This window comes from Chitinimonas naiadis (assembly GCF_054780835.1).
In genome coordinates, this window is sequence record NZ_BAAGVO010000007.1 from 231,187 (window position 1) to 244,484 (window position 13,298).

The following is a 13,298-nucleotide window of genomic DNA, read 5'->3' on the forward strand; positions in this document are numbered from 1 at the left end:
GGCCCGACACTCGTTTGCTGCTGTTGTTTCAGCCTTCTTCGTGCCAGCAGAAGCCGTCGCGCGAGAGCAGGGCAGAACTGGCTGCCGGGCCCCAGCTACCCGCGGTGTATTGCTTGGGCGCTTCGTCGTTCTGTTCCCATGCATCCAGGATGGGCTCAACCCAACGCCAGGCTTCGTCCAGCTCGTCGCGGCGCATGAACAAGGTCAGGCGGCCACGGATTACGTCGGTCAGCAAACGTTCGTAGGCGTCAGGACGACGGGTCTTGAACATCTCGTCAAAGTCGAGGTCAAGGTGGACCTGCTTGAGCTTCATCTGGTCGCCAGGCTGCTTGGCGAGCAGGTACATGCGCACGCTCTCGTCAGGCTGCAACTTGATGACCAGTCGGTTGCTGGTCGTCGTTGCCGGCATGGAGAAGATCGAGTGCGGCACCTGGCGGAAGTTGATGACAATCTCCGCGAGGCGATCCTGCATACGTTTGCCGGTGCGCAGGTAGAACGGTACGCCGGCCCAGCGCCAGGTATCGATCTCCGCCTTCACCGCGACAAACGTCTCGGTCGTACTGTTGGGGGAGATGCCCGACTCATCCTGATAGCCGATAGCCGGTTTGCCGTTGCTTGCGCCGGCCTTGTACTGGCCGCGTACGGTCTTGGTTGCGACTTCCTGCGGACCAAAGCGACGCAAGGCACGCAGCACCTTGAGCTTTTCATCACGAACGGCGTCGGGGTCGGCGCTGGCTGGCGGTTCCATGGCGATAAAGCACAGCAGCTGTACCAGATGGTTCTGCACCATGTCACGCAGGGCGCCGGCCTTGTCATAGAAGTCACCACGGCCTTCCACGCCAACCTGCTCGGTCACCGTGATCTGCACATCGCTGATCCATTCGCGACGCCATAGCGGCTCGAAGAAGGTATTGCTGAAGCGCAGGGCCAGCAGATTCTGTACCGCCTCTTTGCCGAGGTAGTGGTCGATCCGGTAGATCTGGCTTTCCTTGAAGAACTTGCCTACCTGGGCATTGATGGCCTGGGAGGAGGCGAGGTCATGACCCAGCGGTTTCTCAAGCACCACGCGCGAGCCACCCTTGTTCAGGCCGACCGAGGCGAGGTTTTCGCAGATGCCGGCAAACAGGTTGGGTGCCGTGGCCAGGTAGAACACGCGCACGTGCTCGGGGAATTCATTGAGTTTCTCAGCCAGTGCCGCGTAGGCAGCTTTTTCACCGGCATCCAGCTTCATATAGACAAGACGGCTGGCAAAGCTGGCCCAGTCTTTGTCATTGAAGTAATCGCCCAGATACTGCCGGGCGGCTTTCTCGGCAACGGTGAGGTAGGAGGCTTGATCAGGTTGGCTTCGGCCCAGGCAGAGGATGCGACCCTGTTCCGGCAAATTGCTGTCTTGATGCTGGTGGTAGAGCGCTGGTAGCAGTTTGCGCATGACCAGATCGCCGGTGCCGCCAAACAACACCATGTCGAAGGGCTGAATTGAACTCATCCCATTGATTCCTTCGGTGGATGTAGCAATTGGAATATGGCTGGCCTCTGCCAGTTTTTGAAACAATACTACTTTTACGCGGGCCCTGCAATGTAGTTTTGTTAGATGTATTAAAGTGCCACGCTTGTGCTGCAATGCAACATAACGGTGCGCTAATTTTTCTTATTCACTACTTTTTTATTGGGTCGGCACCTTGATGGTGCGGCTTTATAGCAACAACTGGCGGGTTTTAGTGCAAAAATTCAAGTCGCTTCCTTGCCTTTTTATTGTAGTAAAACTACCATCGACAGCAATAAAGGCTTGTTGCCTGACTTAATAATAATGTCCAGATAAGCAGGTTTTCCTGCTTGAACCCTTGCGTAGCCAGTGCCCTTTTATTCGGGCACAGGGAGTCTTGATGAGTCTGCATCCGCGCCTGGTTGAAGTGACCAAGCGAATTCAAGAGAAAAGCCGTCCGACGCGTGACGGCTATCTCGCCCATGTGGCTGCCTGGGCAGCCAAGGAGCCGGTGCGCAAGGGCTTGTCCTGTACCAATCTGGCTCACGCCTATGCGGCGTCCCCTGCTGGCGACAAGATCATGCTGCGGGAGCAGCGTCAGCCTAATCTGGCTATCGTTTCCGCCTACAACGACATGCTTTCGGCGCATCAGCCGCTTGAGGACTATCCGGCCATTATAAAGGCTGCTGCGCGTGATGCAGGTGCCACTGCCCAGTTTGCCGGTGGTGTGCCGGCCATGTGCGATGGTGTGACCCAGGGTCAGGCCGGCATGGAGCTCAGCCTGTTTTCCCGCGATGTGATTGCCATGAGCACGGCGGTGGCGCTGTCGCACCAGATGTTTGATGCGACGCTGTGCCTTGGTGTCTGCGACAAGATCGTCCCTGGCCTGTTGATCGGTGCCCTGCAGTTTGGTCATTTGCCAACTATCTTCGTGCCGGCCGGCCCGATGACATCCGGCCTTGAGAACAAGGAAAAAGCCCGCATCCGCCAGCTCTATGCCGAGGGTAAGATTGGCCGGGTCGAGTTGCTTGAGGCGGAAGAGAAGTCGTACCACGGTGCGGGTACCTGTACTTTTTACGGCACGGCCAATTCCAATCAGATGTTGATGGAAATCATGGGGCTGCATCTGCCCGGTAGTGCCTTCATCAACCCGGGCACGCCCCTGCGCGAGGCATTGACTGCCGAAGCCGCTCGGCGTGCCGCGGCGATCACGGCCCTGGGACGGGATTACATTCCACTGGCTGAGGTGATCGACGAGCGTGCCATCGTGAACGGTCTTGTTGGCTTGATGGCAACGGGCGGCTCCACCAATCATGCCATTCACCTGATCGCCATCGCCCGTGCGGCCGGCATCATCATCGACTGGACCGATTTCGACGATATCTCGGCTGTGGTGCCGCTGCTGGCCAAGGTCTACCCCAATGGCAGCGCGGATGTGAATCATTTCCATGCTGCTGGCGGCATGGGTTACCTGATCGCTACCTTGCTCGATGCCGGTTTGCTGCACGATGAGGTGAAGACGGTCATGGGGCCAGGTCTTCGCCGTTATGCCTGCGAGCCCTTGCTCGAGGCGGGCAAGCTAGTCTGGAAGGATTCCCCTGCCGAGAGTCAGGACGCCAAAGTGCTGTCCACCGTGGCCTCACCGTTCCAGGCAGATGGTGGTTTGCGTCTTTTGGCCGGGAACCTGGGTCGTTCGGTGATCAAGGTTTCTGCCGTCAAGCTTGAGCATCGCGTTGTCGAGGCGCCTGCCGTGGTGTTCGATTCACAGGATGACCTGATTGCCGCCTTTAAGCGAGGTGAGCTAGAGAAGGATTTTGTGGCGGTAATCCGCTTCCAGGGGCCGCGTGCCAACGGCATGCCGGAACTGCACAAGCTGACGCCGTCGCTGGGTGTACTGCAGGATCGTGGATTCAAGGTGGCGCTGGTGACCGACGGGCGCATGTCGGGGGCTTCGGGTAAAGTGCCGGCCGCCATCCATATCACTCCTGAATGCTTGGCGGGTGGCCCTTTGGCGAAGGTGCGCAGCGGGGATGTAATCCGACTGGATGCCGAGGCGGGTGTTCTGGAAGCAAAAGTCGATGTTGCAGAGTGGGCGAGCCGAGAACTGGCTACCGCTGATCTGGCAGGCAACGATCATGGTTATGGCCGAGAACTGTTCGCCGTTTTCCGTAATGCGGCGACCGGCGCGGAGCAGGGCGCCATGAGTTTCATGTTGCCCAAATGAGAAAGAATGCAATGAACATACGCGACATCATGCGTGCCTCGCCGGTCATGCCGGTCATCGTCCTCGACAGGGTTGAGGATGCGGTACCGCTGGCCCAGGCGCTCGTCGCCGGCGGCATCCGGGTACTGGAAGTGACGCTGCGCACACCGGCTGCCATGGCATCGGTCAAGGCCATCGCCGCGGCGGTGCCGGATGCCATTGTCGGTGTCGGTACCGTGACACGTCCGGAGCAGTTTGCAGAAGCCAAGGCGGCCGGTGCGGTGTTTGCCGTGACGCCAGGTTTGACTGAAGAGCTGGCCCTGGCGGCCAACGCTGCCGGCATTCCCTTGCTGCCAGGGGTGATGACGCCCTCTGAAGTGATCGCGGCACTGGGTTGGGGCTTTGATGCAATGAAGCTCTTCCCGGCAGAACAGGCTGGTGGTCTGGGCATGTTGAAGGCAATGGGTGGCCCCTTTGCCGAGGTGCTTTTCTGCCCAACGGGTGGCGTAACGCTGGAGAGCGCGCCCAAGTTCCTGGCCTTGCCGAATGTTGCATGTGTCGGTGGGTCGTGGTTGGTCCCCAAGGATAAGGTTGCTGCCGGTGAATGGCACGTCGTCACCCAATTGGCGCGTGAAGCGGCAGCATTGAAATGACTAACATCCGGGTGTCGTTTCGGCATCCGGACCAGGTCCCTAAGTAATACCCAGGCAGTAGCGGTACCACGCCTCCAAAGAGAGGCGACATATTTACCCGGTAACGGCTGTTTGATCAGGCCGGGATCGGTTCAGGCGTAGCAAGGTGGCCCATCTCTCCGTAGGGTACGCCGAGCACGCCCCCCGCTCGCGGGGCATGGTGTTGTTGCACCAGATCGGCGGCGTTTACGCAGTCGGTTATACATCCACCAAACGGAGAGGAGTGATCCGATGAATCGCAAGAGCAAGCTGTTTGCTGCCCTCGTGGCAGCCTTCGCGGCGCAGGCTTCCATGGCTGCCGCAGTTGATTACCACGGCTATATCCGTTCCGGTTCGGGTGCTGCATCCGAAGGCGGTCGCGAAGTTTGCTTCGGTCTGGCTAACGGTGCCCCCGCCTTTGGCGGTAAGGTGGCCAATGCTGGTCGTCTCGGCAACGAATGCGAGACCTACGGCGAGCTGGCGTTCGATGCCAAGCTCGGCGAAAGCGATGGCATGAACTTCACGTTCCACCAAATGCTGGCATTCGTAACTGGTCAGAATGGTGACTGGGAACAGGCTGAGCCGTCCTGGCGTCAAGTCTGGGTCGAAGCCAATAACATCGGCACTGGTGCCTTGGCAAACTCTAGCCTGTGGGCCGGTAAGCGCTACTACAAGCGTCATGACGTGCATATCACCGACTTTTTCTGGTCGGCTAACACCGGTCCTGGCGCTGGTATCGAAAACATCGACCTGGGCTTCGGTAAGTTCTCCTACGCCCTGATGCGCAGCAATGGCGACGACGTGAAGGCCGTGACCAATCACGACTTCCGTATCGAAGGCATCGATGTGAACCCTGGTGGTTCGATCGAGCTGGGCCTGAACCTGGTTGGCAAGAATGCCGCCAAGGATGCCAATGGCGTCAAGGCCGATGGCAAGAATGGCGCTGCATTCACCATCGCTCACACCCAAGCCAATCCGTTTGACATGGGCGGATTCAACAACCTGGTATTCCAGTACGCCAAGGATGCTGCGAACCTGGACCAGTCGGCTGGCTTCACCACCACCTCCAAGAAGTCCTGGCGCGTGATCGAGCACCTGGTGTTCGAGCCGAAGAACAGCGACTGGAACGGTGCGGTCTTCCTGGGCTACGGTCAGGAAAAGCAAGCGGATAACAAGGCTGCCAAGACCTTCTCGGCCGTGGCCCGTCCTGTTTACCACTTCTCCCAGAACTACAGCCTGGCCTTCGAAGGTGGCGTGACCCAGGTCAAGCCATCCAACGGCGGCGATACCCAGCGTATCTCTAAGCTGACTATTGCTCCTCAGCTGTCGATGGGCAAGGGCTTCTGGGCTCGTCCGGTCCTGCGTGCCTACTACACGCTCGCTAACTGGAACGACGCAGCCAAGCTGGCCGGTAACGTTGCTGGTGGCCACGGTAGCGCTGATGCGTACAAGAACAAGACCAGTGGTTCTTCCTACGGTGTGCAGATGGAAGCCTGGTGGTAAGTCGACACTGAGTCGATTTATTGCTGATACCCGGTCGGATCTCGATCTGATCGGGTAGCAAAGGCTGGAACGGGCGGCCATGCCGCCTGTTCCCTCTGCTGCGAATCCGGTCGTCTCGGCGTGATGCGTCGAGACGAGCGGCTTTGCCGCGTACTCCTTCGGCGGAACGCATGACTAGCAAGAAAACATCGAACGACTGGTGGCGCGGTGGCGTCATCTACCAAATCTACCCACGCAGTTTTGCGGACAGCAATGGCGATGGCGTAGGCGATCTGGCTGGCATCCTTGAAAAGCTTCCCTACGTGGCGAGCCTGGGTGTCGATGCCATCTGGATATCTCCTATCTTCAAGTCACCGATGAAGGACTTCGGTTACGACGTCAGCGACTATTGCGATGTCGATCCTTTGTTTGGCGATCTGGCGGGTTTTGACCAATTGGTCACAGCAGCCCATAAGCTGGGCCTGAAGGTGATGATCGATCAGGTGCTGAGTCACTGTTCCGATCAGCACGCCTGGTTCAAGGAGAGCCGCCAGAGTCGCGACAATCCCAAGGCAGACTGGTATGTCTGGGCAGATCCCTTGCCGGATGGAAGCCCGCCCAACAACTGGCTGTCCGTGTTTGGTGGGTCTTCCTGGCAATGGGAATCCCGCCGTCGCCAATATTTCCTGCACAACTTCCTGAGCAGTCAGCCGGATCTGAATTTCCACAATCCGGCCGTACAGCAGGCCATGCTCGACTCGATCCGTTTCTGGCTGGAGCGCGGGGTCGACGGCTTCCGGTTCGACGCCTGTAATTTCCATTTCCATGATCGCAAGCTGCGCAGCAACCCGCCAGCCGAGGTGCGCGACAGCAAGACCGTCAGCGCAGACAACCCTTATGGTCTGCAAGCGCACAAGCATGACAAGTCCCAGCCCGAGAACATTGCCTTCCTGCAGAAGGTACGTGCACTACTCGACGAGTATGGCGCTGCCTCGGTAGGGGAGGTAGGAGACGACAATTCCCTCAAGCTGATGGCCAAGTACACCTCGGCGGGCGACAAGCTCCACATGGCGTACAGCTTCAATCTGCTGACACCCGATGGGTCGGCCGGCCATATCCGGCAGCAGGTCGAGGAGCTGGAAGCCCAACTGCACAAGACCGGCAAGAAAGAGGGCGGTGAGGGATGGGGCTGCTGGAGCATCGGTAACCACGATGTCGCCCGTGTTGTCAGCCGCTGGGGCAAAGGCGAAGCCAACCCGGCCTACGCCAAGGTGTTGCTGGCCATGTCGGCCAGCTTGCGCGGCAGCCTCTGCATCTATCAGGGGGAGGAGCTGGGGCTGACTGAGGCCGATATTCCCTTCGAGCAGTTGCAAGACCCCTATGGCATTACCTTCTGGCCTGAATTCAAGGGGCGTGATGGGTGCCGCACTCCCATGCCCTGGCAGGCCAAGGGCAAGCATGCCGGTTTCACAAGCGGCAAGCCCTGGCTACCGGTTGCCAAGCCGCATCTGGCCCTGGCGGTGGACAAGCAGGACGGAGACCAGGCTTCAGTATTGAACTTCTACCGTCAGTTCCTGGCGTGGCGCAAGCAGCAGGCGGTGCTGCGTGCCGGTGATATCGAATTTATCGATACCGTCGAGCCGGTGCTGATGTTCACCCGCACTTTGGGCAAGGATCGCTGGCTGTGTGCCTTCAACCTGGGGGCAGCACCCGTCAGCATCAAGCTTGCCAAGAAGCTGCGTCAGGCCGTGCCGGTAAAGGGTCATGGCCTGCAAGGCGGCAGCCTGCTGCAGGATCACCTCGCGCTTGAGGCGTTTGGTGGCCTGTACGCAAAGCTGGTTTGAGCGTGCAGCGGCTGGCCTGCCGGTGTGTTCGCCGGCTTGTCGGCCAGCGCTGCATTTCGGCTTGCCAGCCACCTAAGATAGTTGAATGTGTCGGGCCCCGGACCGGGCTCGAATGTAAGTAATCAGGAGCAGAGTTACATGTCCGAAGTTGTCTTGCGCGGCATACGCAAATCGTTTGGGGATATCGAAACCCTGCACGGTATCGACCTCAACATCAAGGATGGCGAGTTTGTCGTGTTCGTCGGCCCCTCTGGTTGCGGCAAGTCCACGTTGCTCCGGACCATTGCCGGCCTGGAAGACATCACAGCCGGTGATCTGCTGATCGATGGAGAGCGCTGCAATGACGTGCCGCCGTCCAAGCGGGGCGTCGCCATGGTGTTCCAGTCCTATGCGCTCTACCCCCATATGACGGTGGCCGAGAACATGGCGTTCGGCCTCAAGCTGGCGGGCGTGGACAAGAAGGAAATGGCGACGGCGGTGGATAGGGCGGCCAAGATCCTGCAGATCGAGCATCTGCTGGAGCGCAAGCCCAAGGCGCTGTCTGGCGGTCAACGCCAACGGGTCGCCATCGGCCGTGCGATTGTGCGCAAGCCCAATGTATTCCTGTTTGACGAGCCGCTATCCAATCTGGACGCCGCGCTGCGCGTACAGACCCGCCGCGAGATCACCAAGCTGCATCGTGAACTCAGTACCACCATGATCTACGTGACGCATGACCAGGTCGAGGCGATGACCCTGGCGGATCGTATCGTGGTCCTCAATGCCGGCAATGTCGAGCAGGTGGGTTCGCCGCTGGAGCTGTACCACCATCCGCGCAATCTGTTTGTCGCCGGCTTTATCGGCTCTCCGAAAATGAACTTCATCGAAGCCAAGCTGGCGGTGATTGGCGAGGCGGTGGCGACGGTGCAACTCGCCGATGGCTCCTCGGTCCAGGTGGCGGTCGACGCCCGCTCCGGACAAGTCGGTGACAAGGTTACCCTGGGCATACGCCCTGAGCATTTTTCGTTCGCCGAGGGCAGCAACAATGTCAACGGCCAGGTTGTCGCCGCAGAACATCTGGGCGAGGCCACCATGTTCTACCTGCAAGTGCCGGGTGCGATCGAGCATCTGGTCGTGCGGGCGGACGCCGAGCACACGGCAGAGGCCGGCGAGACCATCAGCATCGGTCTGCCGCAGGCACGCTGCCATCTGTTTAACGAAGCTGGAATCGCCTTCCAGCGGGTTTAATGAACTCGCAGCCAAAAGCGAGAAAGCAGTAGCAAGGCAACAAAGTAGTTGGACCAAACCACAATATGAATGGAGTGATCATGACCCTGAGCAAAACACTCATTGCCGCACTGGTAGCTTCCAGCTTTGGCGTCGCGCATGCGGCCGAGGCTGGCAAGTTGCTGGTATGGATCAATGGCGACAAAGGCTACAAAGGCATCCAGCAGGTGGGTGACGAGTTTGCCAAGAAGGCCGGCGTGGCGGTAACCGTCGAGCACCCGGAAGACGCGACTGGCAAGTTCCAGCAAGCGGCTGCCGGTGGCAAGGGCCCGGACATCTTCTGCTGGCCGCATGACCGTGCTGGCGAGTGGGTCGGTGCCGGCCTCCTGCAACCGGTGACCCCGTCCAAGAAGATCAAGGACGAGATCGATCCCCTGGCCTGGAAGGCTTTCAGCATTGGCGGCAAGACCTGGGGCTACCCCCTGTCTATCGAGGCTGTCGCACTGGTCTACAACAAGGATCTGGTACCCAATCCACCCAAGACCTTCGAAGAAATCGCCGCGCTGGACAAGAAACTGTCGGCCAGCGGTAAGAAGGCCATCCTGTGGGACTACACCAATACCTACTTCACCTGGCCGCTGTTGGCTGCCGGTGGCGGTTATGCGTTCAAGCTGAAGGCCGATGGCAACTATGATCCCGCCGATACGGGCGTGAACAATGCCGGCGCCCTCAAGGGCGTGGAAGTCCTGAAAGGCCTGATCGACAAGGGCGTGATGCCCAAGGGCGCCGGCTATGCCGAAATGGAAGCCGGCATGGCCAAGGGCAATATCGCCATGATGATCAACGGCCCCTGGTCGTGGGACAACCTGAAGAACGCCAAGATCAACTTCGGCGTGGCACCGATTCCGACCGTGGCAGGCAAGAAGGCTGCGCCGTTCGTGGGCGTGCTCGGTTGCATGATCAATCGCGCTTCGCCGAACAAGGAAGTGGCGGTCGATTTCATCGAAAACCACCTGCTGTCGCTCAATGGCCTGAAGACCGTGAACGCCGATGTGCCGTTGGGCACCCCGGCCAACAAGGCCTTCTTCAAGGAGCTGGCTGGCGATGTGAACATCAAGGCCACCATGGCTTCCGCCCAGGCTGGCAACCCCATGCCCAACAACCCGGAAATGGGCCGTTTCTGGTCCTCGATGGCCTCTGCCCTGCAAAACATCACCGGCGGCCGTCAGGCACCGAAGGAAGGTCTGGACGCTGCTGCCAAGCGTATCAAGGGCGACTAAGCCTTTTGACTGACCGACCGGCGCTTCTGGGCCGGGCCGAGACCTCCCGCAAGGGAGGTCTTTGGCGAGCGGGCTGACAGCCAGCCCGTTCACCAAAGATAAACGGAGTGTATAAAAGCATGGTGCGCAAGCTGGAACATTGGGTGTTGCTCCTGGTCGCGGGTCTGGTCCTGCTGGCCGGGTTGTTCCTTACCTTCAAGATCTATATCGCCGGCCAACCTTTGCTGGCCCTCGTGTGCCTGGCGATTCTCGGCATTGCCGTGTACGTCTATAGCGCGAGCAAGGCCTATGCCTATCGCTACCTGTTTCCTGGGGTGCTGGCGGTCATTGTGTTCGTGGTGTTTCCGCTGGTTTATACCTTCGGTATTGGCTTCACCAATTACAGTTCTCGCAACCTGCTCGAGTACGAGCGCGCCCGCCAGTATTTCCTGGACGAAACCTATGTCGTGGACGGAGAGAGCTACGCTTTTACCCTACATGCCGATGGTCCCGCCTACCGCGTCCGGCTCGAGAGCGAGCAGGGCGATGTGTTCATCACCGATCCACTGGCACTCAAGCAGGCTACGCCGCTGACGGTGTCCGCCAAGCGGCAGGTCGCCGCCGATGCACCGCTGAGCGAGCCGGCCGATACCAAGACATTGATCCAGAACCTCAAGGTACTGAAGCTGCTGTCGGTGACGCTGCCCAGCGGGCAGGTTGCCAGTGCTTCCGGCCTGCGCGAGTTTGCGCCGGTGCGCAAACTTTATGTCGTTGAACCGGATGGCTCCCTGAAGAACCAGCAGGACAGCTCGCTGATCAAGCCCAACTTCACCACCGGTTTCTTCGAAGGCCCGACCGGCGAGGCGATGCAGCCTGGTTTCAAGGTCAGTGTCGGCTGGAGCAACTTCACCCGTATCTTTACTGACAAGGCATTCAGCGAGCCTTTCCTGCGGATCTTCGGCTGGACCGTGGTGTTTGCCGGGCTGACCGTGTTGTTCGCCTTCTCGGTCGGTATCGTGCTGGCGGTGCTGATGAGCTGGGAGGCGTTGCGCTTCCGCAAGGTCTACAGCGTGCTGTTGTTCCTGCCGTATGCGGTTCCGGGTTTTATTTCCATCCTGGTGTTCAAGGGCTTGTTCAGTGAGAACGCCGGTGAGATCAACCTGATCCTGCAAGGCCTGTTCGGCATCAAGCCCAACTGGTTCACCGATCCCTTCCTGGCCAAGGTGATGCTGCTGATCGTCAATACCTGGCTGGGTTTCCCGTACATGATGCTGTTGAGCATGGGCCTGATCAAGGCGATCCCGTCCGACCTCTACGAGGCCTCGGCGATCGCGGGTGCCGGTCCGCTCACCAACTTCTTCAAGATCACGCTGCCGTTGATCGCCAAGCCGATCACGCCCCTGCTGATCTCGGCCTTTGCCTTCAACTTCAACAACTTCGTCCTGATCGCGCTGTTGACCAATGGCCGGCCAGACTTCCTGGATACCAAGGTGCCGGCCGGGACGACGGACTTGCTGGTGTCTTATACCTATCGCATCGCGTTCCAGGATTCGGGCCAGAACTTCGGCCTGGCCGCGGCGATCTCCACGGTGGTGTTCCTCATGGTTGCCATTCTATCCATCATCAACCTGCGGCTCACCAAGGTGAACCAGGCGGAAGTCCGCTAAGGAGCTCATCATGGCTATTGTTCTCGATAAATCCCATCGCTGGCGCGTCATCGCCGCCCACCTGGGACTGATCTGCTTCATTGCCCTGATCATGTTCCCGTTCCTGATGATCCTGGCGATCAGCGTGCGCCCCGGCAACTTTGCTTCGGCCGGTAGCCTGATCGACCTGGTTCCGCGGCAGATCAGCTTCGAGCACTGGAAGCTGGCGCTGGGCATCCCGTACCAGGCCGCCGATGGGCGCCTGGTGCAGCCCGAGTTCCCGGTCCTGCTGTGGTTGTGGAACTCCATCAAGGTGGCGGCCATCTCCGGGGTGATCGGGCTGCTGCTGTCCACCACCTGTGCCTATGCGTTTGCCCGTATGCGCTTTGCCTACAAGACGCAGCTGATCAACAGCCTCCTGCTGATCCAGATGTTTCCGACGGTGCTGGCGCTCGTGGCCATCTATGCCATTTTCGATCGGCTGGGGAGCTATGTTCCCTGGCTGGGTCTCGATACCCACGGCGGCCTGATACTGGCCTACACCGGCGGCATTGCCCTGCATATCTGGACCATCAAGGGCTATTTCGACACGATCCCAGTGGAGATCGAGGAAGCGGCCAAGGTCGATGGTGCGACGCCATTCCAGGCTTTCCGCTATGTGCTGTTGCCCATGGCGGTGCCTATCCTGATGGTGGTCTTCCTGTTGGCGTTCATTCAGGGCGTCAACGAATACCCGATCGCTTCCGTGCTGCTCAAGCAGCAGGACCAACTGACCATTGCGGTCGGCATCAAGATGTTCCTGTATGAGCAGAAGTACTTCTGGGGCGACTTTGCCGCGGCTGCCATCTTGTCTGGCCTGCCCATCTCGGTGGTTTTCCTGCTTGCGCAGCGCTGGATGACGTCGGGCCTGACCGCCGGCGGTGTGAAGGGTTGATCCAGAGGGTGCCAGCAGCAGGGCGCCTTGCCAGTCCCATACATAACCAGAACGGAGTGAAGACGATGTTGAGCAAACGCAACCTGATCAAGACGTTCCTGGCCGGCCTGATGCTGGCCACCTTGCCGGCTTTTGCCGATGCGCCACCCGAAGGTATGGTCGATCTTCACTACCACCGTGCGGATGGTGCCTATGAAAAATGGGGCCTGCATGTCTGGAAGCGGGCGCCCGGTGCCAGCGATCAGCCCTTGGACGGGGTGGGCTGGTTCAACCCCATGGTGCCGACGGGCAAGGATGATTTCGGCGTGTACTGGCGCTTGAGCATCAAGGATTTCGGCAGCACCGCAACGGTGAACTACATCATCCACAAGGGCGACAGCAAGGAGCAAAAGGGCAAGGACATGGCCTTCGATACCAAGGAGATCAAGGAAGCCTGGGTGATCTCCAATGACGCGAACATCTACAAGAGCAAGGAAGAGGCGCTCGCTGCCGTGCCCAAGTAATTAAAGTCGTTCAGGTGGGTGACGTCACGGTGACCCACCAGCCCTAACTCGAGATCGGATCGTTGCT

The 13,298-nt window shown here is 59.3% G+C and carries 10 protein-coding genes; 9 read left to right on the forward strand and 1 reads right to left on the reverse strand.

Annotated features, from left to right (window positions below; genetic code table 11):
• Nucleotides 1-28 precede the first annotated feature (28 nt).
• Complete coding sequence (zwf, locus tag ACYVHK_RS21490; RefSeq protein ID WP_460536415.1) at nt 29-1,486, reverse strand: glucose-6-phosphate dehydrogenase; 1,458 nt, start codon at nt 1,484-1,486, stop codon at nt 29-31.
• Between the two features lie 397 nt (nt 1,487-1,883).
• Here zwf and edd point away from each other — a divergent pair, with 397 nt between their 5' ends.
• The 9 genes from edd (at nt 1,884) to ACYVHK_RS21535 (ending at nt 13,231) form a co-directional block, all read left to right on the forward strand.
• On the forward strand, nt 1,884-3,707 hold the full coding sequence (gene edd / locus ACYVHK_RS21495; RefSeq protein WP_460536417.1) for an IlvD/Edd family dehydratase: 1,824 nt from the start codon (nt 1,884-1,886) through the stop codon (nt 3,705-3,707).
• Nucleotides 3,708-3,718: 11 nt separating this feature from the next.
• Nucleotides 3,719-4,339: a beta/alpha barrel domain-containing protein gene (gene eda, locus ACYVHK_RS21500; RefSeq protein ID WP_460536419.1), complete on the forward strand. Its 621-nt coding sequence runs from the start codon at nt 3,719-3,721 to the stop codon at nt 4,337-4,339.
• A 270-nt stretch (nt 4,340-4,609) separates the two neighbouring features.
• Nucleotides 4,610-5,860, forward strand: coding sequence for a maltoporin (locus ACYVHK_RS21505; RefSeq protein ID WP_460536421.1), 1,251 nt, complete (start codon nt 4,610-4,612; stop codon nt 5,858-5,860).
• Between the two features lie 170 nt (nt 5,861-6,030).
• Nucleotides 6,031-7,683: an alpha-glucosidase gene (locus ACYVHK_RS21510; RefSeq protein WP_460536423.1), complete on the forward strand. Its 1,653-nt coding sequence runs from the start codon at nt 6,031-6,033 to the stop codon at nt 7,681-7,683.
• Nucleotides 7,684-7,821: 138 nt separating this feature from the next.
• The gene (locus tag ACYVHK_RS21515) at nt 7,822-8,910 is read left to right on the forward strand and encodes an ABC transporter ATP-binding protein (RefSeq protein ID WP_460536426.1); all 1,089 of its coding nucleotides are present in this window, start codon (nt 7,822-7,824) and stop codon (nt 8,908-8,910) included.
• A gap of 80 nt (nt 8,911-8,990) precedes the next feature.
• Nucleotides 8,991-10,169, forward strand: coding sequence for a type 2 periplasmic-binding domain-containing protein (malE, locus tag ACYVHK_RS21520; RefSeq protein ID WP_460536428.1), 1,179 nt, complete (start codon nt 8,991-8,993; stop codon nt 10,167-10,169).
• A 119-nt stretch (nt 10,170-10,288) separates the two neighbouring features.
• On the forward strand, nt 10,289-11,815 hold the full coding sequence (gene malF / locus ACYVHK_RS21525; protein WP_460536430.1) for a maltose ABC transporter permease MalF: 1,527 nt from the start codon (nt 10,289-10,291) through the stop codon (nt 11,813-11,815).
• Between the two features lie 10 nt (nt 11,816-11,825).
• A complete protein-coding gene (gene malG / locus ACYVHK_RS21530) occupies nt 11,826-12,728 on the forward strand; it encodes a maltose ABC transporter permease MalG (protein WP_460536432.1) in 903 nt (300 codons plus the stop codon).
• Between the two features lie 65 nt (nt 12,729-12,793).
• Complete coding sequence (locus tag ACYVHK_RS21535) at nt 12,794-13,231, forward strand: pullulanase-associated domain-containing protein (protein ID WP_460536434.1); 438 nt, start codon at nt 12,794-12,796, stop codon at nt 13,229-13,231.
• The last annotated feature ends 67 nt before the right edge of the window (nt 13,232-13,298 follow it).